We start from the raw sequence: 21,887 nt of genomic DNA, 5'->3' as shown, positions 1-21,887 counted from the left end.
AGGGAGAGGTCGGGCCCATGTCGGATAACGGGGCTAAGAATTTCATCGAGCTAACGGCGAGCATCGTGTCCGCCTATGTCGGCAACAATCCGACGCCGGCGGCCGATATCCCGAACCTGATCAGCCAGGTGCATGGCGCCTTGGTGCGCGTCTCGTCAGGCCGCACCGAGACCGCGCCGCTCGAGCCGGCCAAACCGGCGGTGTCGCTGAAGAAGTCGATCGCGCCGGACTATCTGGTCTGTCTGGAAGACGGCAAGCGCTTCAAGTCGCTGAAGCGCCATCTGCGCACCCAGTACAACATGACGCCGGAGCAATATCGCGAGAAATGGGGCCTGCCGGCCGACTATCCCATGGTCGCGCCGAACTACGCGGTGGCGCGCTCGCAACTGGCAAAGCAGATGGGACTGGGACAGCAGCAGCGGAAGCGGAAGTAACCGCTTCAGGTGGCTTCCGCGAGCGCCTCTTTCGCGTCGGTCTTGATGCGCTCGACCATCGAGCGCAGGCCGTTGGAACGCTGCGGCGTCAGATGATCGCGAAAGCCGAACTCGTTGAACACCGCGATCGCGTCGGTCGCAAGGATCTGCTGCGGCGTGCGGCCGGAGTAAAGCGAGAGCACGATCGCGACCAGCCCGCGCACGATGTGGGCGTCACTGTCGCCGCGATATTTCAGGATCGGGGCGCCGCCATCGCGATCGACCAGCTTCTGGAGCCAGACCTGGCTGACGCAGCCATTCACCTTGTTCTCGGCCGAATGCTCGGATTCGGGCATCGGTTCCAGGGTGCGGCCGAGCTCGATGACGTACCGGTAGCGGTCGTCCCACTCGTCCAGAAGCTCGAAATTGTCCCTGATTTCGTCGATCGTCGTCATGCTGGCCCAATGTTTCCGTTCAGGCCAATATAAGGATGCGAGGAGGCGAAATCGATAGGGTTTGGGCGCTAATTCGCCGGCGCCGCCGCAGGGCCGCGCCATTCCAGCGCGAGGTCGTCCTGGCTCAGGGTGTCGCGCGGCGCCTCGCCCGAGGCGGCATCGCCTTCGCCGGCCAGCGCGATCGAGCCGGTATGATCGGGCGCCTTCTTGTCGGTCTTCTCGAGCTGCTCTTTCTTGTCGTTGATGATCTGGTAGATCTTCTTCGCGCCGTCCTGGGCGCGCTGGCCGATGATGGTCGCGGCCTGGCCGCCGACCTCGCAGGCCGCCGGCTGGCGCTTGCAGAACTGGGTCACGTCGGAGACGGCCGCGGTCGCAGCCTGCACCGCATCGGCGGCGCCGATCTGCGGCAGCTTCTCCGATTCGGGCGTCTTGTCCCGCGGCAGGAGCACCAGCACCAGCCCGAGCCAGAATGTGATGCGGAGCAGAAAGCGCATCTTATCGACCTGTATGTTAGATCCCGCCGCGGCGATGCCCGCGAGGCGCCGGACCTAGCAACTCTCGATAAATCGCAAGTGATTGCCTTCCGCTTAATTCGCGGAAAATCTGCGCAAGAATCTTCCCGAACCGCCACGTCGTAAATTTTCGATTGACGCCGGAGCCCCGTGATTCCGCCGGCGCCGCTTGTCCACCAATTCGAAACCATGCGGGGACTGGTGAAACCCTGTGTTCACCATCCCCGATGATGACGTGGTCAAATCGCTTAAAAATCTCCGCGATGACACAGTGTCCGGCGGCGGGCCGCATTGCCTTAGCACTCGTTTAAGGTCGCTCTGACACGGTGGCTCAACGATAAGGAGGCGTTCCGGCACGTCTTCTCGACGAGTGGGCCGAAGCGCGAGACCCGTGACAGTTTTGAGTATCATCCGCGATTGTCTCGATGCACTGCTGCATCCCTCCGCGCGTTACGACGCGCTGACGCGAGCGCGCCATCGTGCCTTCATGGCGCCGCGGCTGCTCGGCAGCCTGGCCGCGTTTGCCGCATTCCCGGTCTATCTCGCCACGCGCGGTGCGCCGAGCGCGATCGAGGTCGCCGCCTTCGCGTGGCTGATCGCCCCCATTCTCCTGTCATGGTTCCTGTCGCGCACCGGCCGCTATGAAGGCGCCCATGTGCTGTCGTCGCTGGCGCTCGCCGGCCTGATCATGGCGGTTGCCGGCACCACCGGCGGCATCGAATCATTCGCCGCGATCTGGCTGGTCGTGGTTCCCCTGGAAGCCGCGTTGTCGGCCTCGCGCCGCGTCGCGGCCTTCGCCTCCCTGCTTGCGCTGTCCTGCGCCGGCGTCCTGATCCTTGCCGGCCAGCTCGGCTGGCTGCCGGCCGGAGACGCCAGCTCCGCACAACGCGGCGTGCTGATGGCGTTCGGCGTCGCCTCGGCGACGCTCTATGCCGCGGGCCTCGCCTTCGGCGCGGAATCGCTCGCGCGCACCAGCGTTGCGCTGCTGTTGCGCGAGGAAGAGCGCTATCGCCTGCTGGCGCGCAACATGAGCGACGTGATCTCGCGGCATCGGCGCAACGGCGCGGTGCAGTTCATCTCGCCGGCGGTGGAAGCCATGCTCGGCATGCCTGTCGCGCAGCTGCTCGGCCACGGCCTGTTCGACCGCGTCCATGTCGCCGATCGTCCGGCCTATCTCACCGCGCTCTCCGATGCCGCGCGCGGCGACGTGCGCAGCGTCGAGTTCCGACTGCGGCGGGAGCCGGCCGGATCGGAGCGTGGCCAGGTCGATTTCATCTGGGTCGAGATGCGCTGCCGGCCGCTCGACCAGGATATCGGCCGCCAGGATATTGACGGTGACGCCACGCGCGAGGCGGAAGTCGTCGGCGTGATGCGCGACGTTACCGATCGCAAGCTCGCGGAGCAGGCGCTCGATCAGGCACGCAGCGCCGCGGAAACGGCCGATGCCGCCAAGACGCGCTTCCTCGCCACCATGAGCCACGAGCTGCGCACGCCGCTCAACGCCATCATCGGTTTCTCCGAGATGATCGCGCAGGAGCAGACCCTGATGCTGGGTGCGGCCCAGCGCAAGGAATATGCCCAGCTCATCAACGATTCCGGCCAGCATCTGCTGTCGGTCGTCAACGGCATCCTCGACATGTCGAAGATGGAATCGGGCAATTTCGAGATTGCGTCGGAACCGTTCGCGCCGCGCGCATCTCTGATGCATTGCTGCAATCTGCTGGCGCTGAAGGCGCGGGAGAACGGCATCGACCTCATCACCGATGCGCCGCAGGACCTGCCTGTCATGACCGGCGATCCGCGCGCCTTCAAGCAGATCGTGCTCAATCTCGTCGCCAACGCCATCAAGTTCACCGAGCGCGGTGGTCAGGTCACCGTATCGGCCGCGGTGTCCGGATCGCAGCTCGCGCTGCGCATCAGCGACACCGGTGTCGGCATTGCGGCGGATGATCTCAAGCGCATCGGCGCGCCGTTCTTCCAGGCCGGAAAGACTTATCAGCGCCGTCACGAAGGCACGGGTCTCGGGCTTTCGATCGTCAAGAGTCTGGTGGCGTTGCATCTCGGCGAATTGACTGTACAAAGCAGGCTCGGCGAGGGCACCTCCGTCACCGTCAGATTGCCGCTCGTCTACACGCCGCCGCAGGCCAAGACGTCCGATAGAATGGCGGCCGAGAGCAAGATCGCGACGCTGACACCGGTGCCGCGCCAGGAGCTTCAGGACCAATCTCACGACCAACCCGCTCTGGTGAAGAAAAGTGCCTAAGAAGTCTGCCAAGGACGAAGCCGCTCCGCGCCGCCGTGGCGCCAAGGCCGCGGTCATCGATGTCGAGACCGAGCGCAATCTTGCGATGCGCATCCTGCTGCACAGTCCCAAGGACACGCTGGCCGGTCTCGTCGGCGTCGCCGCAGTCAGCGCGATCGTTGCGAATGCGCTGTTCCTTCAGACCGGCCGGCATCCGGCGCCGATGTTCGGCACCGTGATCAATCTTCCCGCGCCGTCGTCCGTGCCGCTGTCGAACCCCTTGCCGCGTCCGCGCCCCGTCGGCGCGGATACCTCGCCGCTGGAGCCGAGAGCGACGGAATTCCGCGCCGAGCCCAAGCCTGTCGAGCGCGCCGCCGAGAAGGCCCCCGAGAAGCCGGTCGAGGCGACGGCATCGACGCCGCGCGCGGGCGATCCGATGGCCAATCTGGTCAAGCAAACGACGTCGGCGCCGCCGCAATCCGTCGCCATCGCGCGTCCGCCGGCGCCGATTCCCGTCGCGCAGAGTCCGGCCGCGCGGCGTATCGCCGGCGTGCAGCGCGCGCTGTCCGAATACGGCTATGGCAATTTGAAGATCACGGGCACGATGGGCGCAGAGACGCAGTCCGCGATCCAGAAATTCGAGCGCGAGCACAAGATGCAGGTGACGGGTCAGGTCTCCGACCGCCTGCTGCGCGAGCTCGGAGCCGCGATCGGCCACCCCGTCGAATAAGCGTCATTGTTGTGCGAAGGCTGGTGCTGATTGCAGCACTGGCCTATCGTGCTCTTCATGCGTTTGAAATCAAACATTTGGGTTTCCGCCTACCTGCGCCGGTGCCAGACCGAAGGCGTGTTCGGGGCGGTGCGTCGTCGCGGTGCCGAGGAGGCGGGCGCGGTATTCGTGAAGGTGTCGCTGCTCGACGGCAACGCGATGCTGTACGTACCGGCGCCGCAGACCGTCTATGACGACGGCCGGCCGGTCGATCGCTTCTTCGTGCCACTTGCCGCGCAGCCGATGCCTGAGCCAGCGGTCGAGGAGCGCCTCACCAAGGAAATCCGCTTCGATCCGGACGCCTGGATCGTCGAGACCGAGGACCGCAAAGGTCGTCACTTCCTCGAATTGGCGAAGACCTAGCGGTCCGATCCGTCGGTGCCCGTCCGCACCGCGGGCGCGGAGCCCGGCTGCACGCCCGGCCGGGTCTGATTGGCGCCCGCACGCGCGCGCTGGCGTTCGCTCTCATGCAGCGACGACTGGTATTTTGCGCGCGTGACTGCGAGCGTCGAGCCGCGCCAGGCCGCCAGCATCACCAGCGCGGAGCGGTCGCTGAGCCGGTCGTAGAGCCGTGACAACCGGTACACCGCATCGACCGACGTGCCGATCTCCGGCTTGAAGAACAGGAGGATGCGCTGGAAGTTCGGGCTCGGCATGTCGAGCGCGCGCGCGGCGACCGCGAGCGCTTCGCCGCCGGCATCGTCGACGATCTGCGCTGCGACGCGCGAGGGCAGGATCAGGCTGTCGCCGAGCTCGTAGGTGAAATTCTCGACATCGTTGGCGATTGCCGCCATCTCCAGGATCTGGATCGCGCGCTTGGCACGCACGGTCGGAATCCGCGGCGCGGCCCTCAGCGGGGTCTGCCCCAGATTGTGCAGGACCAGCGCGCGCTGGGTCGCATCGGCGCGGAAGAACATCTCGTGGATCTCGGCCGCTTCCTTCGGCTGCATCGCCATGTTGGCGGCCATGCGCAACTCGGCGTCGGTCGGCGTGCGAGCAGGCGAAGCCGCCTGCTGCGAGCTGCGAATTTCGCGCGCGAGCGGAACCCTGCGGCCTTCCTGGGTCGCGACCAGCCCGAGTTTCTGCAGGACCGGGACGGGCGTCTGCGGATAGATCGCAAGCTTCGCCTTGACGGCCGCGCGCGTCGCATCGTCGACCTGGTCGATCAGCCGCGTCGCAAGCTCGATGAACTGGCGCTGCTCGTCGTCGCTGTGGGTGGGCGCCTGGACATAGAGGTCCGTCAGCACGCGCAGCAGCGTCGGGCGAACATCAACGCCTTCGCGACGGGAGAGGCTCATCAGCCCGTCGAATCCGGGAAACAGCGACTTGGTCATGGAGAGATACGCGACCTGGAAGAGATACTCGTCCGCGAGCCTAACGCAGGTTCCTTTAAAGGCTCGTTAAGGAAAACGAGGCGTGAAGTCGACCCCATCATTTCAGGTGTTGTCGTCCCGCAACGGGACGCGGGAGGCCGCCCGTGAAGTTACGGTCCGGCAGGCGCGTTTACACCCCGTTAACCATGAACTGATCTTAATGAACGCACGTTGCACCAGCGCGCTCGGTCGCGCGGCAATTGATAGAGAGCTGATATGGGGACCATTATCGAATTTCCGGCCGGTCGCCGGGCAGGCTCGTCGGGGGATGCCACGCCGCGTACGGAAACGGGAACGATTCTGATCCTCCCCGTGATCCGCATCGAGCGCCAGACGGAAGAAACCAGCGGCGATCGCGGGCCGGAGCAGGGCACAGCACCGGGGCGCCGTCGTCGTCGCCGCTAGCGTCCGGCTTTTGCAATGCCGGATGCCATCCGCCAGATTCGGCCTGTCGTAACGGCCGTCCTGCTCGCACTCGTCGGTGCGACGCTCGGCGCGTGCAGCGGCGGCGATTTCGGCCGCACCCGCGCTGACATGCGCAGCGACGACATGCATCGCTGGCTCGGGGCCGAGGCCACCGGCAGCGTTGGCCTGAAGTCGTCACAATTCCAGCTCACCGACGCGGAGCGCCAGCTTCGCGATCTTGCCTATCCCATGATCGAGCCGCCGCTGTCGCGGCCCGCCTGGAAGAGCGTATTCGGCGACTACAAGGCGCTGCCGTCGCCCTGGCAGCAGAAGGTCGTGTTCGACCGCACTATGTATGGGCGCACGCTGATCGACGAGCCGCATCGCTCGCATTCCTCGCGCTATGCGCAGCTGATCGAGGACGTGCGCAACGACATCACCCGTTTCGAGCCGTTCTTCGGCTCCGCGATCCGCGTCATCGATCTCGACAGGAAGCGCGATGCGACCATGGCGCGCGTCTCCGAGCTCTCGCCAAGGGAGAGGGAGGATGCGGTCGCGCGCATGCGGGAGAACTCGCTGATCATCCAGTGGGTGCAGCTGTGCCTCGAGCAGCGCGTCTCGTCCTATCGCTGGGCGCTGGAGCGTCTGGTGATCCAGGCGCCCGACGGCATGGCCGCCGATGCCGACCGCCTGATCGGCGAACTCGCAGCCCAGACCGCCAATCCGCCGGTTGCGGCCCAGCCGCCCTATGGCCGCGCAGTCATCTCGAAGGGCTAGGACTTCCTGCGTTTGTTGCGCCGTGGGCCGGTCGGATCCGGCTTGCGCCGCTGCTTCTGAAGTTTCCCGACAAAATCCTTCAGCGCATCCGCCAGCGGCTCTGAGGCGCGGTAGGCAAGCCCGACCTCGCGTTTGACCCTGACCTCGATCTCGCGCACCGCGACATCGGGATTGCCGCGCGCCACGCCTTCCGGGACGATCGCAATGCCGACGCCGGCCGCGACCAGCGCCATCGCCCAATCCTCCGATTGCGCGATCGCCGCGGTCTGCCTTCGTTGTGAACTCCGGCCGAAGAATTCGCTTTGCTCGCAATGGCAGCGGTCGATCAGGGGGACGCCGGCGAGATCGGCAGCCCGCAGCTTCTCCTTCAGCGTCAGCGGATGCGAGGGCGGAAGTGCGGCGACATAGCGCTCGCTCCACAGCGCGACGAAATGCTCGTCGGCGCGGAGCATGCTCTTTGAGATGATCCGCGCATCGGCGCCTTCGTCGCTGCCGACGAGGCGGAGCGCGATGTCGGTGCGCGCCGTCAGCGGCTTCAGCAGCGCGATCGTTCGGGGTATGTCGAGCGTGCGCATCAGTCCCAGCGTGACGGTGGTCTTCGTATTCGGCTTCCTGAAGAGGCTGCGTGCGGCGTCCGCCTCGTCGATGATGCGGCGGGCCAGCGCATGAAACTGCTCGGCCGAGGCGGTCGGCGCGACGCCCTTCTTGTGCCGGATGAACAGCGTGGTGCCGAGTTCGGCCTCCAGATGGGTGATCGCGGTCGAGATCGACGGCTGCGACACGAAGCAAGCGCGTGCCGCCGCGGTCAGTTTGCGCTCGCGATACACGGCGGCGAAGTAGCGAAGCTCGCGGATGTCCATAGGTTATGCCTAGAGATAGTATCAATATTCAATATTTTACTTATGGATTGCCCGGTGGCAAGCAGCGCCCTGCTCACAACAGGCAGGGAAGCGCCATGAAGATCCACCACCTCAACACCGGCACGATGTGCCCCATGGGCCGCCGCCTTGTGAACGGCACCGGCGGCCTGTTCCAGCGCGCCCGCCTGGTCTGCCATTGCCTGCTGGTCGAGACGAGGGACGGACTCGCTCTGGTCGACACCGGCATCGGTCTCGGCGATATCGCAACGCCCAATCGGCTGGGTGGCCGATGGCTGCGCCAGACCGCGCCGAGGCTGGACCCGGCGGAGACGGCGGTCGAGCAGGTGAAGGCGCTCGGCTACTCACCCGGCGATGTGCGCCACGTGCTCCTGACGCATCTCGACCGCGACCACGCCGGCGGCGTGCCGGACTTTCCCCATGCCGCGATCCACGTCCACCGCGCCGAATACGACATGGCGGTGCTACGCAAGCCCGCGCCGCCCGAAGGGCGCTATGTCACGGGGCAGTGGAGCCATGGGCCGGGCTGGACCTTCTATGGCGAGGCCGGCCAGGACTGGTTCGGCTTCAAGGGCGTGCGCGCGCTCGGCGACAAGGAAGCCGACATCCTGATGATCCCGCTCGCCGGCCACACGCTCGGCCATTGCGGCATCGCGGTGCGATCAGGTGACAAATGGCTGTTGCATGCCGGCGACAGCTATTTCCACCACGCCCAGCTCGACCCATCGCCGCGCGTGCCGTTGATGCTGGGTTATTTCCAGCGCCGCGGCGACATGGATCGCAAGATGCGGATCGCCAACCAGGCGCGGCTGCGCGCGCTGAAGCTCAACCACGGCGACCGCGTGAGCATCGTCAATAGCCACGATCCCGTCGCCTATGAAAGCTGCCGCTGCGCTGCGCATTAGGGTGTCGAAGCCAGGCCGCCGGTTATACGCCCGAACGCACTGCTTGAGTCCGGAGCAGGCGGTGCTTCACCGTTCGGGCGATTGCCGCCGGCGCGTCGTCGGGAATCGCGAAGCATGAGCTCGCGTTGATTTCGCACAGGACGTAGGTGTCGGTGCCGGCGGCGTCGCGGGGCCCGTACAGGAAGTCGGCGTCCCAGATCACCGGCAGCGACGGCTCGTCGATGCCGAGCGTGCCCATCAGCTGCGGCGTCCATTCGTCCTCCATCGCTCTTCGGAGCGCCTGGAATTGCGAAGCAGCGGGTCCGTGCATGATCCGTGGGCCCGGCTGAGCCTCGGGTGCGTCGGGGCCTTCCGGCGGCGGCGGGATCAGGGCCTTGATCAATTGATGCCCGAAGCCCGCGACCTTGGCGCCGCTCATGTAGCAGCGGATCATGCCGTCGGGTAGGCGGGGTTGGAACGCCTGGTCGATGATGCAGCCGCCCCATCCGAAATACGGTTCGCAGCGGGCGAGCAAGGCATCGAGCGGAATGTCCTCGGGTAGACTGCCGCGTTGGGCATGCAGCACGCGAACCATGGCGTCCACGTTGGGCAGGGCCTCCACCTTCCACACCCCCTGGCCACCATTGCCGCGATTTTGCTTGAGCACGCGCGGACCATTCGCCTGAAGGCGCGAAGGAAATTCGGCGCGGAAGCTTGCGGCGGTGTCATAGCGGTGCGTGTCGGCTCCCCAGCCGAGGTGACGCGTTCGGTAGAGCACGTCCTTGACGCCCATCTTCAGGATCACGTCGGGATGGGCGCTTACCCACGGCCCTTGCGCCGCAACGTCGCGAAGCAGCGGGTCGAGGGCCTCGCGCGTCTTGCCTTGATGGATCGGATCGACCCAGACGAGCACGCCATCGACGGCGAGCAGTTGATCGCGCGCGGCGTCGGCGAAAATCTCGTCGTAGATCACCGGCCGGGCTTCGATGCCGACCGCGGCGAGTGCTTCGAAAACGCGAACGAAGCGGCTGTTTTGCGCCGTCGCGTCCCGGCGCGCGGCTGCATCGCCGCGGGAGAGGATGGCAACGGTATGGCGGAGAGGAGGGTGGCGTTCGGTATCCATGCGCAAGCTCCACGAATGGCGTGCTGCGCAGAGCTTGGACCGAGGTCTCACGGGGAGTCTGCTTCGTCCCCACGCCGATGAATGTACGTGAAATCGTCCGGTCGTTGCAAGATGGTGCTTGTGCGGTTCCATCTAGACGGCGAACGCTTCGCGCGCGCCGCTACGGTGGCGGAGGATAGCGGTCGAATGTCGGCAGTTCGTGCGCGCGCTCCATCCATCGAAGGCGCTCTGCGACCTGGATGTGCATCGTCGCCGGTACGGCATCGGGATCGTCGTAGGTCGCGCTCTGGACGTCGATGACCCCGGGCAACATGTCGGCATTGACATAAAACAGGCCGGTTCCGCAGTCGCCGCAAAAGTGCCGCCGGGCATTTTCCGAGGAGTGATACACCTTGGGCTCGCCCTTGGTCACCTTGACGGCATCGTCCGCGTACATCGTCCAGCCGACGACGGGAGCGCCCGCGTGAAGCCTGCAATCGCGGCAGTGACACAGCGCGTGCACGATCGCTTCGCCCTCGACCTGATAGCGGATCGCGCCGCAGTGACAACCGCCGGTGATGGTGCTCATGCGTTCCTCCCGATGGAAGACAGGTCTCGTTGATCGATAGCTCTCGAGACCTGCGGCTTCAACGGCGCAATCGATTTGCGATTGCGTCCTACTGTCGCGTGACAACTCCTGCCACGGCGCGGGCGAGGTGATCCGCGACTACCACTTGAACGAAGCCGCGATCTCGTAGCTGCGCGGCGCGCCCAGGATGATCTGGTCGGTGTAACCCGGATCGCCCCAGGCCGCGTAGAGCTTGTTGGTCAGGTTCCTCACGCGAAAGCTGATCCGGGTCTGGTCGACGCCCGGGAAATAGGCTTTTGGAATATCGACGAACGCGTATGCGTCGAAGATCGTGTAGGCGTCCATCGTGACCAGATTGTCCTGGAAGTTGAAGCGGTCGCCGACGTGACGGACGAGGCCGCCGATCTCGACCGGCAGCTTCGTGTCGAAGCGATAGGAGGCGCCGGCGTTGGCGATGAAGTTGGGAACGTTGGGCGGCGTCTTGCCCGAATAGGACTGGAAGTCGCCATTGCCGTCGACATAGGTGAAGTCGATGAAGCGCGACTGCACGAAGGCGACGTTGCCCCATAGTTTCAGGCCCGCGACCGGATTGACCGCGGCGGCGATCTCGACGCCCTTGGAGGCCATCTTGCCGGCGACGTTGAAGAGGATGCCGCTTTCGGGGACGTAGACGTTCTTGCGCTCGATGTCGAAGGCCGAGAACGTGGCCTCCGCGCGCCTGTCGGCCGACAGCAGCTTCACGCCGGTCTCGTAGGTCCGCGACGTCGTGAGCAGCAGCGGCGTCGTGGGCCTGAGGATGAAGATGTTCGCCACCGTCGGGTCGGCTGCCGTCGCGTACTGGCTGTAAAGCATCACGCCGGGCGCGATGTCCCAGGTGTAGCCGATGCGTCCGGTGACCGGATTGAACGTCTTCGAGAAAGGATAGTTGGCTTTCAGGAGGCCATTCTCGTCGAAGCGGGTCCGCGACAGCTCGATATTCTCAAAACGGATGCCGCCGATCAGCGCAAAGGTCGAGGTCAGCTTGAGCCGGTCCTCGAACGACAGCGAGGCGGTGTCGAGATGGGTGTAGATCTTCTCGTCGCTGCGCGGGCCGTAGAGGCCGCGGTCCGGATTGAGGAGGTCGACGTAGTCATTGAAGAACAGCGTGTCCTGCGAGACGTTGAACTGGTTGCTGCTCGCCGCCACGGTGGCGACGAAGCGATTGTCCATTCCGCCGAGATTGGAATTGACGGTGAGGTCGGTGATGTTGCCGTAGAGCCGCTGCGCGTGATCGAGCGCCAGGCGCTCGCGGTAGATGCTCTGCGCGCCTGCGAAATTGCCTACGGTCTGGTCAAACGACGAGATCTCGTTGTTGAACCAGTGCCGGTGGGCGTCATAGCCATAGACCAGGCTCTTCAGCGAGATGTTGTTGGTGATGTCCCATTGAAAGCCGCTGCGCAGCCAGAGCTCGTTGGCGCCGCTGTGATTGTCGAGCACGTTGTAGTTCGTGGTCAGCGTGCGCGCGTCGATGGTGACCGGGACCGGCGTGCCGCCGCCGAGGTAATAGTTGCTCCAGAGGCCGGAGACGACGCCATACGTCGGCACGATGCCCGGCGCGTTCGCCGGCACCAGCGGCGTCCCCCAGTAGAAGCGGTCGTTGTCCTGCCTGTATTCGGTCGCGCCCCAGATCCTCAGGTTCTCGTTGACGCGATAGTTCAGCTGGCCCGAGACGTTGCTGAGCTTCGAATAGGTGTCGTCGATAAAGCCCTTGTTGTTGAAATGGCTGATGTCGAAGCGGTAGTCGAGGCCGTTGATCAGCGTGCTGCCGCCCGATCCGTAACCGGCGCGATAGCCGTTGAAGGAATCGTAGGAAGTGAAGGCGTCGTTGACGATTGGTCCGGTGTGCGGCGCCTTGTTCACGTAGTTGATGGCGCCGCCGGTCGCACCGAGGCCCGCCACCAGCGAGTCCGGTCCCTTGATGATCTCGACCTGCTGGAGACCAGCCACGTCCATGGGACGGCCGGTCATGGTCGACGGCCCGATCGGGATTCCGTTGTAGAGCGTGGAGATCTGGTCGCCGGAAAAGCCACGCATCGAGAAGATGGCGGGCGCGCCGGGCGCATCGCCGCCGGTGACGCCGACTGCAGCCTTGGCGACGTCGGTCGTGGTCCGGATGCCCAGGTTCTGCATCGTCTGTTGACCGATGACCTCGACGGTCGCCGGCATCTCGCGCGCCGTGATGCCGAGCCGGGAGCCGACGTCGGTGACGGCTGCCGTATTGAGCGGCGTCTGTACCGGCCCGCTCGGAGCTTGCGCGGCCGGAACGGCGACAGCAGGGGCGCCACGATTGCGTCCCGCGGCGCGCCGGGCCGCGCGCTGCTTCTGAGTGCCGGGGCTGACGGCAGGAGCCTGTCGCGGCGCAGGCGGCGACACGATCACCGGGCCGACCTCCCGGGAGCGGTTGTCCTGCGCCGCGCTTTGCGCGAGCGCCGCGGACGACAAGGACACCGACGAGAGCAGAGTAATCAGGAAAGCACGCGATAACGCTGGCCTTGCGCCAGCACGGAAATGAAGATTTTGCACGACAACGCTCTGCGGCGACGCAAACAAACCGTCACCGCGGTTGCCTTAGTCATCCACCTTCGCCCCAGGCGGCGGATGCACCGGCTACTTGTCCGACATCAGGGCACCCCGCCCAATGCGTTCGCGCGTGACCATGGCTGGTAGCAGGTTTCCTGGCTCGCGGGTCATCGCCTTCGACCACCTTCCCAGAGGCCCAAGCGGGGCTCCAGTGGTTCGTTTGGTCGTCGGCTATCCGCCTACAGTTGCGGGGGCAGCCGCGGAATTGCCCACTGAGGTGGACGCACCGCATTCCCTTGAAGAGTCCTTGCGGACACTACCGATCACGAAACTGGCATCAGGGGATGAGCGCGTCAACATCCGCGCGGGCTGCTGGACGGGCCGGTCGGTCGATGGTGGCCTTGTGTTGCTGTTTTGCACGATAGTCCGAAGGACCGCGTCGAAACGTCCAACCCGGCCTCCGGACGAGCCTGGGTAACGAACGCTTGACCACGATCAATAACTGCCTTTGGTGTCCGAGTATGCTACTGAGGCCGAGTTCCGGCCCGACAAGGTAAGTCGATATTGATGCAGTTCGTCCGTACCATCCTGGCAGTCGCCATCGCCATATCCTTGGCGATGCTGCCGGTTGGCGCGTCCGCGGCGAACCTCGCAATGTCGTCGGATGGCATGCAGACGGCCATGCACATGAGCGGCGACGCCGACATGTCGATGGACGATTGTTGTCCCGACATGAAGGGAACGGGCTCCCATAGCGGCGGCTACAAGTGCGGGATGGGCTTCTGCTGCGTCGGTGGGATCATCGCGCTCGGTGATGTCAGGCCCGTGGCGTTCGAACGTCTCGCCGTCATGGCCAGCACGATGGCTATTCCCCCGGATCAGGTCGTTTCCTTCCGCGGCGGCAGTCCTCCTTTCCGACCTCCTCGAATCTGATCTCGCAAAGCCCGAGACGCGAGCGGCGTGCCTGCTCGCGACGACGACTGACGTGCGCGCTTCACGCGCCACGGCGAAAGATCAATTCATGAGGACAGGACAATGCTTTCCAAAATCAGCACCGCGGCTCTCGCCGCCACCCTTTCGCTTGCCGCTTCCGCCGCGATGGCGGGCGCGGGCGACTACGCCTTCGAGCCCGTCACTCCGCAGATGAAGAAGGGCGAAGACGTCACGCTCGCCGTTCGCCTGACGAACAAGCAGACCGGCAAGCCGATACCGGACGCAGTCATCTTCAAAAGCCGCCTCGACATGGCCCCGGACGGGATGGCCGAGATGGAATCGGCGGTCGCGCCGCTGCCGTCCAGGGAGCCGGGTGTGTACGCCTTCAAGACGGACCTGCCGATGGCTGGACGCTACCAGATGACGCTGTCCGTGAAGGTGCAGGGCGAACCGGAGACCGTCACCGGCAAGGTGATCGTCACGGCGGTCAAGTGAGCGTTCGGGCGCTGCCCGGCGGCGCCCGACATTCCCCTTTTTCCTTCACACGGACGCGCGCTCCCGGGCGCGCGGATACACCATATGAAAACGCTGCGTCTCCTGACGGCTCTTGCGCTGGGCGGTGGCCTGGTCCTGGCCGGCTACTACTGGCATTCGAACGGTGCGGGCTGGCTCGCTGAGGCCGACATATCATCGGCTGCGGCTGGCGCGGAGCGAACGCCGCTTTACTACCGCGATCCAAGCGGTGCGCCGCTCTGGTCTGCGGGTCAGAAGAAGGACGACCGCGGGCGGGACTATGTGCCGGTCTACGACGACGATGGAGCGGCCGTCGCGCCGGCGCTACCGAAGGCGCAAGCGGCTTCGCCGCGAAAAATCCTCTACTACCGCAATCCGATGGGGCTGCCCGACACGTCGCCCGTCCCAAAGAAGGATCCGATGGGGATGGACTATGTCGCCGTTTACGAAGGCGACGACACCGACGACGGCACGGTGAAGCTGTCGCCCGGCAAGATCCAGCGCGCGGGCGTGAAGTCCGAGCCCGTCGCGCGGCGCCCGATCCGGGTCTCGGTGAAGGCGCCCGGCACGATCCAGCTCGATGAACGCCGCGTGTCGGTGATCGCGATGCGCGCCGAGAGCTTCGTGCAGAAGGTCGCCGACGTGACGACCGGCACGCGCGTGAAGGCCGGCCAGCCGCTGATGGAAATCTACAGTTCGGCGGTGGCGTCCGCGGCGGCGGAATATCTCGCGACGATCACCTCCAGGACGGTCGGCGGTGTCGAGATGTACGGCCGCGGCTCGCGGCAGCGGCTGGTCAATCTCGACGTTCCCGAGTCCGTCATCGCGGAGATGGACAAGACGCACACCGCGCCCGTGGCCATACGCTGGTCTGCGTCGCGCGACGGGGTCGTGCTCGAACGCAACGCGATCGAAGGCATGCGGGCCAATCCCGGCGACGTCCTGTTCCGGATCGCGGACACCTCGGTGGTCTGGGCGCTGGTCGACGTGGCCGAGCGCGATCTCGGCAACATCGCGGTGGGGCAGTCAGTCGCGGTGCGCGCGCGCAGTTTCCCCGGCCGAACCTTCACCGGGACAATCGCCGTCGTCTATCCGCAGGTGAACCGCGACACGCGAACCGTTCGCATCAGGATCGAGCTTGCCAATCCGGACGCGGTGCTGCTGCCCGACATGTACGTCGATGCCGATATCGACACGGCCGATGCCGCGCCCGTCCTGGCGATACAGGACAGCGCGGTGCTCGACACCGGCAGCCGGCAGGCCGTCCTCGTCGACAAGGGGGAAGGGCGTTTCGAACCGCGGGAAGTCAAGCTCGGCCGTCGCGGCGGCGGCTATGTCGAGGTGCGCCATGGTCTCGCGGACGGCGAGGCGGTGGTGACCTCCGCCAACTTCCTGATCGATGCGGAAAGCAACCTGAAGGCGGCGCTGAAGGGGTTTGGCGAGGCGGCATCCCAGGCCACCGACGCCGGCCCTGGCAATGCAACGGGAGATCACAAATGATCGCCCGCATCATCGCCTGGTCGGCGCGCAATCTGCTGCTCGTGCTGTTCGGGACCGGCTTCGCGGCCGCCGCCGGCCTCTATGCCCTGGTTCACCTTCCGCTGGATGCGATCCCGGATCTCTCGGATACGCAGGTCATCGTCTACACCGAGTATCCCGGCCAGGCGCCGCAGGTGATCGAGGATCAGGTCACCTATCCGCTGACGACGGCGATGCTCACGGTGCCGAAATCGAAGGTCGTACGCGGCTTCTCGTTCTTCGGCGTTTCCTTCGTCTACGTGATCTTCGAGGACGGCACCGACATCTATTGGGCGAGGTCGCGCGTCATGGAATTCCTGAACGGCGCGGCGTCCAGGCTTCCCGCCGGCGTCACCCCGACCATCGGACCCGACGCGACCGGCGTCGGCTGGGTCTACCAATACGCCGTGGTATCGAAGGAATTGAACCTGGCGGACACGCGCACGATCCAGGACTGGAATCTGAAATTCGCGCTGGCCAAGGCCGAAGGCGTCGCCGAGGTCGCCAGCGTCGGCGGCTTCGTCAAGCAGTACAACGTGGTCCTCGACCCGCAGCGGATGCGCGACCGCGGCATCAGCATGCAGAAAATACGTGAGGCGATCCGCGCCAGCAACGCCGACGTCGGCGGCCGCACCGTCGAGCTCTCCGAGTTCGAATACGTCATCCGCGGCAAGGGCTACATCAAGAGCATCAACGATCTCGGCAACATCGTGCTGAAGACGAGCAACGGCACGCCGGTGTTGTTGCGGGACGTCGCCAGCGTCGAGCTCGGGCCCGACGAGCGGCGCGGCATCGCCGAATTGAATGGCGAGGGCGAGGTTGCGAGCGGCATCGTGCTGCAGCGGTTCGGCGTCAATGCCCTCGACGTCATCGAAAACGTCAAGAAGCGCTTCAGGGAGATCGCGAGCAGCCTGCCGAAATCGGTCGAGATCGTGCCGGTCTACGACCGGTCGAACCTGATCTACGCGGCCATCGATACCCTCAAGCATACCCTGTTCGAGGAGAGCATCGTCGTCGGGCTCGTCTGCATCGTGTTCCTTCTGCATGTCCGCAGCGCACTCGTCGCGATCCTGATGTTGCCGGTCGGCGTGTTGATGGCGTTTGGCGCCATGAAGCTGCTCGGGCTGGGGTCGAACATCATGAGCCTCGGCGGTATCGCGATTGCGATCGGCGCCATGGTGGACGCCGCCATCGTCATGATCGAGAACGCACACAAGCACCTGGAACGGGCGAGGCCCGATCAGTCGCGCGTGCAGGTTCTGATCGACGCGGCATCCGAAGTCGGCCCCGCGCTCTTCTTCAGCCTGTTGATCATCACCGTGTCGTTCATGCCGATCTTCACGCTGGAATCGCAGGAGGGCCGATTGTTCAGCCCGCTGGCGTTCACGAAGACCTTCTCGATGGCCGCCGCGGCGTTGCTGTCCGTCACCCTGGTGCCGGCGCTGATGGTGATCTTCGTCCGCGGCAGGATCGTCCCCGAGAGCAGGAACGTCATCAATCGCGTCCTGATCTGGATCTACCGTCCCGTGATCAAGGGGGTTCTGCGCGCCAAGACGCTGGTCATCCTGGCTTCGCTCGTCGTGCTTGCGGTGACGATCTGGCCGGCGCGCCAGCTTGGCACCGAGTTCATGCCGGCGCTGAACGAGGGAACGCTGCTCTACATGCCAACGACGCTGCCCGGCATTTCGGTCACCAAGGCGGCCGAGCTGATGCAGATGCAGGACCGCATCATCAAGTCGTTTCCGGAGGTCGCTTCGGTCTACGGCAAGGCGGGACGAGCCGCTACTGCGACCGATCCCGCTCCGACCGAGATGTTTGAGACGATCGTCAACCTGAAGCCGAAGGAGCAGTGGCGTTCCGGCGTAACCGTCGACAGTCTCATCGCCGAGATGGACAAGGCGTTGCAGTTTCCGGGTGTCTCCAATGCCTGGACCATGCCGATCAAGGCACGTATCGACATGCTCTCGACCGGAATCCGCACGCCGGTCGGCGTCAAGGTCATGGGCAATGACCTCGCCGAGATCGACCAACTCGCGAAGCAGATCGAACGCGTCATCAAGACCGTACCCGGCACCTCGTCGGCCTACGCCGAGCGCGGCATCGGCGGCTATTATCTCGAGATCGTTCCCGACCGTGAGGCGCTCGCCCGTTACGGCATCCTGATCCAGGACGTCCAGGACACCATCGCGGCCGCGCTCGGCGGTCAGACGGTCACGACGACCGTGGAGGGACGGCAGCGGTTCACCGTGAACATGCGCTATCCGCGCGACCTTCGCGACAACCCCAAGGCCATCGCCAGCGACATCCTGGTGCCGATGCCGTCGGGCGGCGCCGTGCCGCTCGGCGAGGTGGCGAAGGTCGAGCCCGCGCGCGGGCCGACGTCGATCCGGACGGAGAACGGCCAGCTTGCGACCTACATTTACGTCGACATCCGGGATCGCGACATCGGAAGCTACGTCGCTGACGCGCAACGCGCCGTGACGGAGAGCATCCGGTTTCCCGCCGGCACCTACGTCGTGTGGAGCGGCCAGTACGAATATCTGCAGCGCGCCGCCGCCCGTCTGAAGATCGTCGTGCCCGTGACGCTCACGATCATCTTCCTGCTGCTGTACCTGAACTTCCGGGCGATGACCGAGACCCTGATCGTGATGCTGTCACTGCCGTTCGCGCTGGTCGGCGGCATCTGGATGATGTGGTGGCTCGGCTTCAACCTGTCCGTCGCCGTCGCGGTCGGCTTCATCGCGCTCGCAGGCGTCGCCGCCGAGACGGGTGTCGTCATGCTGATCTACCTTGACCATGCGCTGGCCGAGGTGAAAGCCAGGTGCAGCGCCGAAGGGAGGCCACTGACGCGCCGGGATCTCCACGACGCCATCATGGTGGGCGCGGTCGAGCGCGTGCGGCCCAAGATGATGACGGTGGTTGCCATCATGGCCGGTCTGCTGCCGATCATGTGGAGCACCGGGGCCGGATCGGAGATCATGCAGCGCATTGCGGTGCCGATGATCGGCGGCATGACGTCATCGACACTGCTGACGCTGGTCGTGATCCCCGCAATTTTCGGCTTGGTGAAGGGACGGGGGCTTCCATCGGGCGAGCGATCGGCTCCTGCCGACGAATGGACCGTGCGCGCGTCGCAAGCCGCCGAATAGGCGGGCCAGCGGAGATCGTCTTTCATGGCGACCGCCGCTCCGGCGTGAAAAAAACCGCGGCGGATTTCGACTGAGGAGCGTTAGGGGCGGTGAGTTGCCTGGCGCGCTTCGACCACCTCGCCATCTTCCTTCGTGAACCGGCCGACCGGATTGTCGAGGAGATCGACGACGGCTTCGGAAGGGCGGCACAAGCGCGTGCCCTTCGAGGTCACGACGATCGGGCGGTTGATGAGAATGGGATGCGCGAGCATCTGGTCGATCAACTGGTCGTCGGTCCATTTGGGGTCGGCGAGGCCGAGTTCCTTGTACGGCGTGCCCTTCTCGCGCAGCAATGCGCGAACCGGAATGCCCATCGCTGCAATCAGCTGCTTGAGCGTCTCGCGCGATGGCGGGGTCTTGAGATATTCGATGACAGTGGGCTCCGCGCCGCTCTGCCGGATCATCGCCAGCGTGTTGCGCGAGGTGCCGCAATCGGGGTTGTGGTAGATCGTAACGTTCATCGGGTCGTCTCCGCAATTGGGACAGGGCCGCGCGACTTCGACTGTCCGAGCAGCCAGTTCATCAACAGCATGCCGGCGAATGCTCCGCAGAGCTCCGCAAGGATGAATCCGGGCAGGTCGGTCGGACGAATGCCCGAGAACGTGTTCGTCAGCGACCGCGCGATGGCCACCGCCGGATTTGCAAACGACGTGGAGGCCGTGAACCAATAGGCTGCCGTGATGTAGAGGCCCACCAGCCAGGGAACCGCGGTCCGCTGAAATCGGATGCCGGCCAGGATCGTCGCGACCAGACCGAAGGCGGCGACCGCTTCGGCGAACCATTGCGGCCCGCCCGTTCGAACCTTCGTCGAGAGATCGAGCAGGGGAAGTCCGAACATCAGATGCGCGGCCATCGTTCCCGCGATGCCGCCGGCGATCTGCGCGACCGCGTAGAGCACGGCTTCGTTGACCGGAAGCTCGCGCTTGCCGGCGAAGACGAGGGTCACCGCGGGATTGAAATGCGCGCCGGAGATCGGACCGAGCACGGTGATCAGGACAACCAGAATGGCTCCGGTCGGCAGGGTATTGCACAGAAGCGCCAGCGCCACGTCCTTGGTCAGCGTCTCGGCCATGATGCCGGAGCCGACGACGGTGGCGACGAGAATGCCGGTGCCGAGCGCTTCGGCTGCGAGGCGCCGTGGAAGATCGAAATTGTCCATCAGCCGGCCTTCGGCGTTGAATGTGTTGCGCCCTGGGAGCGTCCGATCTCGCGCAGCTTGGTGCCGAGGGAGAGCTTGTCGATGCTCCTGAGCGGCAGGCTCACAAAGGTGTCGATCCGATTCTTGAGGTAGCGGAATGCGGTGACGAACGCTGCCTGTTTCTCCAGATCGGTACCTTCGGCTGCGGCGGGGTCCTCGATACCCCAATGTGCGGTCATCGGCTGTCCCGGCCAGATGGGGCAGGATTCACCGGCCGCATCGTCACAAACGGTGAAGACGAAATCCATCACCGGCGCATCGGAAGCGGCGAACTCCAGCCAGCTCTTCGAGCGCATTCCGTCGGCGGGGTAGTCCATGCTTTCCAGCGTGCGCAGCGCGAGCGGGTGGACCGTCCCTTTCGGGGTGCTGCCGGCGGAGAAGGACTGAAAGCGGGCGGCTCCGTCCTTGCGAAGGATCGACTCGGCGAGGACCGAGCGCGCCGAATTGCCGGTGCACAGGAACAAAACATTGTACATCTGGTCAGGCACGGCTTCGCTCCTTTCGCTTTGGCGAGCAGCAGGCTTGAAGGCTCTCGACGACCGGTTCGCAAACCTCGGGCCGGCCGCCGCAGCAATCCCGAAGCAGGAAAACCGCGACGTCCCTGAACTCCGCAAGGTTGGCGCGATAGACGATCGAACGGCTGTGTCGCTCGGAGGTGACGAGGCGGGCACGCGTCAGGATCGAGAGATGAGCCGAAAGCGTATTCGGGGGGACTTCCAGCAGACGTGCGAGGTCGCCGGCCGCAAGGCCATCGGGCTCGTGTCGGACCAGCGTCCGGAAGGCCTCCAGACGGGTCGATTGTGACAGGGCAGCGAGCGCGAGGACTGCTTCTTCAGTTTCCATATATCCAGATTTATAGAAATGATGATAAAGCGTCAATTGAATTTCCGAACTGGGCGCGTTTAGAATGCATCCTGTCTTGCGATCGAGGAAAGCCGGCAATGCAAACCCAATCGGTCATTACGTGTCCGGTCTGTCATCACGCGTCAGCCGAAACCATGCCGACCGACGCCTGTCAGTTCTTCTACGATTGCAAGGGATGCGGGACCCGGCTCAAGCCGACGAGCGGCGATTGCTGCGTCTTCTGTTCGTACGGATCGGTCCCTTGTCCGCCGATCCAGCAGAACGGAAAGTGCTGCTGAAGCCGCCCCGCCGGGGGGCGGTCTCTCCCATATTTCCAATATTCTAGAAATATGGTTGACGGCGAGGGCGGATCGGCGCATCTTATGGTCATGAAGATCGACGACGCAGCAGCACGCTTGGAAGCCCTGGGTAACCGGACACGGCTTCAGATCTATCGGGCCCTGGTCCGCGCTGGCCGATCGGGCATGCCCGTCGGCCGCTTGCAGGACAAGCTGAAGATCCCGGCATCGACGCTATCTCATCACATCAAGTCTCTGGTTGCGGTCGGGCTGATTAGTCAGGTCCGCGAATCCACGACCCTGGTCTGCCACGCGAACTACGACGGGATGCGGGGCCTGGTGGATTTCCTGGTGTCGGAGTGCTGTGCGGACGAAACCGAATGCAAGGATGCCAAGACGGCGGCCTGATTTTTTTGTGCCGAATTATTCGATGATTC

Annotated in this window: 24 protein-coding genes and 1 riboswitch; of the genes, 13 read left to right on the top strand and 11 right to left on the bottom strand. The window is 64.9% G+C overall.

All coding sequences use genetic code 11. From position 1 onward, the window contains the following. Positions 1–17 precede the first annotated feature (17 nt). The gene (locus CT676_RS15215; protein WP_063984587.1) at positions 18–434 is read left to right on the top strand and encodes a MucR family transcriptional regulator; all 417 of its coding nucleotides are present in this window, start codon (positions 18–20) and stop codon (positions 432–434) included. A 5-nt stretch (positions 435–439) separates the two neighbouring features. On the opposite strand, the gene CT676_RS15210 is transcribed toward CT676_RS15215, so the two are convergent. Together CT676_RS15210 and CT676_RS15205 are read right to left on the bottom strand one after the other, a co-directional pair. After that, positions 440–868 carry a SufE family protein gene (locus CT676_RS15210; RefSeq protein WP_028149946.1) on the bottom strand — a complete coding sequence of 143 codons (429 nt, stop codon included), beginning with the start codon at positions 866–868 and terminating at the stop codon, positions 440–442. A gap of 68 nt (positions 869–936) precedes the next feature. Continuing rightward, complete coding sequence (locus CT676_RS15205; RefSeq protein ID WP_063984586.1) at positions 937–1,362, bottom strand: DUF5330 domain-containing protein; 426 nt, start codon at positions 1,360–1,362, stop codon at positions 937–939. Positions 1,363–1,771: 409 nt separating this feature from the next. Here CT676_RS15205 and CT676_RS15200 point away from each other — a divergent pair, with 409 nt between their 5' ends. The 3 genes from CT676_RS15200 to CT676_RS15190 are packed head-to-tail and all read left to right on the top strand — an operon-like array spanning position 1,772 to position 4,754. Continuing rightward, entirely contained in the window at positions 1,772–3,643 is a 1,872-nt protein-coding gene (locus CT676_RS15200; protein WP_085402708.1) for an ATP-binding protein, read from the top strand. After that, positions 3,636–4,352 carry a peptidoglycan-binding domain-containing protein gene (locus tag CT676_RS15195; RefSeq protein WP_135214854.1) on the top strand — a complete coding sequence of 239 codons (717 nt, stop codon included), beginning with the start codon at positions 3,636–3,638 and terminating at the stop codon, positions 4,350–4,352. Before CT676_RS15200 ends, CT676_RS15195 begins: the two co-directional genes overlap by 8 nt. Before the next feature lie 57 nt (positions 4,353–4,409). Continuing rightward, positions 4,410–4,754, top strand: coding sequence for a DUF1491 family protein (locus CT676_RS15190; protein WP_063986550.1), 345 nt, complete (start codon positions 4,410–4,412; stop codon positions 4,752–4,754). Here CT676_RS15190 and CT676_RS15185 read toward each other — a convergent pair. Continuing rightward, positions 4,751–5,725, bottom strand: coding sequence for a DUF2336 domain-containing protein (locus CT676_RS15185; protein ID WP_085402710.1), 975 nt, complete (start codon positions 5,723–5,725; stop codon positions 4,751–4,753). The two genes, CT676_RS15190 and CT676_RS15185, sit on opposite strands and share 4 nt — an antisense overlap. Before the next feature lie 255 nt (positions 5,726–5,980). Here CT676_RS15185 and CT676_RS15180 point away from each other — a divergent pair, with 255 nt between their 5' ends. Continuing rightward, positions 5,981–6,169: a hypothetical protein gene (locus CT676_RS15180; RefSeq protein ID WP_014496746.1), complete on the top strand. Its 189-nt coding sequence runs from the start codon at positions 5,981–5,983 to the stop codon at positions 6,167–6,169. Positions 6,170–6,184: 15 nt separating this feature from the next. After that, positions 6,185–6,946 (top strand): hypothetical protein, encoded by a 762-nt coding sequence (locus CT676_RS15175; protein WP_085402711.1) that lies wholly within the window; start codon positions 6,185–6,187, stop codon positions 6,944–6,946. Here CT676_RS15175 and CT676_RS15170 read toward each other — a convergent pair. Next, positions 6,943–7,806 (bottom strand): LysR family transcriptional regulator, encoded by an 864-nt coding sequence (locus tag CT676_RS15170; RefSeq protein WP_085402712.1) that lies wholly within the window; start codon positions 7,804–7,806, stop codon positions 6,943–6,945. The two genes, CT676_RS15175 and CT676_RS15170, sit on opposite strands and share 4 nt — an antisense overlap. A gap of 95 nt (positions 7,807–7,901) precedes the next feature. Here CT676_RS15170 and CT676_RS15165 point away from each other — a divergent pair, with 95 nt between their 5' ends. Beyond that, a complete protein-coding gene (locus CT676_RS15165; protein ID WP_135214853.1) occupies positions 7,902–8,729 on the top strand; it encodes an MBL fold metallo-hydrolase in 828 nt (275 codons plus the stop codon). 22 nt (positions 8,730–8,751) lie between these two features. Here CT676_RS15165 and CT676_RS15160 read toward each other — a convergent pair whose 3' ends face one another. From CT676_RS15160 to CT676_RS15150, 3 genes are all read right to left on the bottom strand, one after another. Continuing rightward, complete coding sequence (locus tag CT676_RS15160) at positions 8,752–9,831, bottom strand: Cj0069 family protein (RefSeq protein WP_085402714.1); 1,080 nt, start codon at positions 9,829–9,831, stop codon at positions 8,752–8,754. A 160-nt stretch (positions 9,832–9,991) separates the two neighbouring features. Beyond that, positions 9,992–10,399 (bottom strand): GFA family protein, encoded by a 408-nt coding sequence (locus CT676_RS15155; RefSeq protein ID WP_085402715.1) that lies wholly within the window; start codon positions 10,397–10,399, stop codon positions 9,992–9,994. 138 nt (positions 10,400–10,537) lie between these two features. Continuing rightward, entirely contained in the window at positions 10,538–12,886 is a 2,349-nt protein-coding gene (locus CT676_RS15150) for a TonB-dependent receptor (protein ID WP_244623169.1), read from the bottom strand. Between the two features lie 199 nt (positions 12,887–13,085). Continuing rightward, positions 13,086–13,294, bottom strand: a riboswitch (cobalamin riboswitch). 231 nt (positions 13,295–13,525) lie between these two features. Here CT676_RS15150 and CT676_RS15145 point away from each other — a divergent pair. The 4 genes from CT676_RS15145 (at position 13,526) to CT676_RS15130 (ending at position 19,071) form a co-directional block, all read left to right on the top strand. Beyond that, complete coding sequence (locus tag CT676_RS15145; protein WP_085402716.1) at positions 13,526–13,891, top strand: hypothetical protein; 366 nt, start codon at positions 13,526–13,528, stop codon at positions 13,889–13,891. A gap of 102 nt (positions 13,892–13,993) precedes the next feature. Beyond that, a complete protein-coding gene (locus CT676_RS15140; RefSeq protein WP_085402717.1) occupies positions 13,994–14,386 on the top strand; it encodes a FixH family protein in 393 nt (130 codons plus the stop codon). 84 nt (positions 14,387–14,470) lie between these two features. After that, entirely contained in the window at positions 14,471–15,904 is a 1,434-nt protein-coding gene (locus CT676_RS15135) for an efflux RND transporter periplasmic adaptor subunit (protein ID WP_085402718.1), read from the top strand. Further along, on the top strand, positions 15,901–19,071 hold the full coding sequence (locus CT676_RS15130) for an efflux RND transporter permease subunit (protein WP_085402719.1): 3,171 nt from the start codon (positions 15,901–15,903) through the stop codon (positions 19,069–19,071). Before CT676_RS15135 ends, CT676_RS15130 begins: the two co-directional genes overlap by 4 nt. A gap of 80 nt (positions 19,072–19,151) precedes the next feature. Here CT676_RS15130 and arsC read toward each other — a convergent pair whose 3' ends face one another. From arsC to CT676_RS15110, 4 genes are read right to left on the bottom strand one after another with little or no spacing between them, the layout of a single operon-like run. Beyond that, positions 19,152–19,571, bottom strand: coding sequence for an arsenate reductase (glutaredoxin) (gene arsC, locus CT676_RS15125; protein WP_071915639.1), 420 nt, complete (start codon positions 19,569–19,571; stop codon positions 19,152–19,154). Continuing rightward, positions 19,568–20,269, bottom strand: coding sequence for an MIP/aquaporin family protein (locus tag CT676_RS15120; RefSeq protein ID WP_085402720.1), 702 nt, complete (start codon positions 20,267–20,269; stop codon positions 19,568–19,570). The genes arsC and CT676_RS15120 overlap by 4 nt, the downstream gene beginning before the upstream one ends. Beyond that, positions 20,269–20,796 carry an arsenate reductase ArsC gene (locus tag CT676_RS15115; protein WP_085402721.1) on the bottom strand — a complete coding sequence of 176 codons (528 nt, stop codon included), beginning with the start codon at positions 20,794–20,796 and terminating at the stop codon, positions 20,269–20,271. Before CT676_RS15115 ends, CT676_RS15120 begins: the two co-directional genes overlap by 1 nt. Further along, entirely contained in the window at positions 20,789–21,151 is a 363-nt protein-coding gene (locus CT676_RS15110) for a metalloregulator ArsR/SmtB family transcription factor (RefSeq protein WP_063984569.1), read from the bottom strand. Before CT676_RS15110 ends, CT676_RS15115 begins: the two co-directional genes overlap by 8 nt. A 98-nt stretch (positions 21,152–21,249) precedes the next feature. Here CT676_RS15110 and CT676_RS45225 point away from each other — a divergent pair, with 98 nt between their 5' ends. Both CT676_RS45225 and CT676_RS15100 read left to right on the top strand, forming a co-directional pair. Next, positions 21,250–21,450: a GDCCVxC domain-containing (seleno)protein gene (locus tag CT676_RS45225; RefSeq protein ID WP_080586512.1), complete on the top strand. Its 201-nt coding sequence runs from the start codon at positions 21,250–21,252 to the stop codon at positions 21,448–21,450. A 90-nt stretch (positions 21,451–21,540) separates the two neighbouring features. Beyond that, positions 21,541–21,858, top strand: a complete 318-nt coding sequence (locus tag CT676_RS15100) for a helix-turn-helix domain-containing protein (protein WP_085402786.1) — start codon at positions 21,541–21,543, stop codon at positions 21,856–21,858. The last annotated feature ends 29 nt before the right edge of the window (positions 21,859–21,887 follow it).

It is taken from the genome of Bradyrhizobium sp. MOS001 (genome assembly GCF_004634465.1).
Lineage (GTDB): Bacteria > Pseudomonadota > Alphaproteobacteria > Rhizobiales > Xanthobacteraceae > Bradyrhizobium > Bradyrhizobium barranii.
This window is presented reverse-complemented; position numbering and strand designations above follow the sequence as displayed.